Origin of the sequence: Acinetobacter sp. USHLN143 (genome assembly GCF_037145695.1) — a bacterium.
Classification (GTDB): domain Bacteria; phylum Pseudomonadota; class Gammaproteobacteria; order Pseudomonadales; family Moraxellaceae; genus Acinetobacter; species Acinetobacter fasciculus.
In genome coordinates, this window is the sequence record NZ_JBBCWZ010000343.1 from 1 (window position 1) to 222 (window position 222).

Below are 222 nucleotides of genomic sequence, written 5' to 3' on the forward strand. Positions count from 1 at the left end.
TCGGTTATATGCGGGCCAATTGGTTGTGCGGTAGATTTTGTGTGCAGGCTTCTTCATTTGAAAATTATATCGCTGAAAAACCCTTTACAGATAGGTTTGTGCAACAAAGCCTATTCAAACTCATTCAGGCTGGGTCTATACCGCCTTTATTATTGATGTGTTCTCACGAGCAATTGTTGGATGGAAAGTATCGACACGGATGAATACAGATATGGTGCTCGA

1 pseudogene is annotated in these 222 nt (G+C 41.4%); it reads left to right on the top strand.

Annotated features, from left to right (window positions below):
* Window positions 1–112 precede the first annotated feature (112 nt).
* A pseudogene (locus tag WFH18_RS18315) lies at window positions 113–222 on the top strand (DDE-type integrase/transposase/recombinase); the annotation flags it as partial.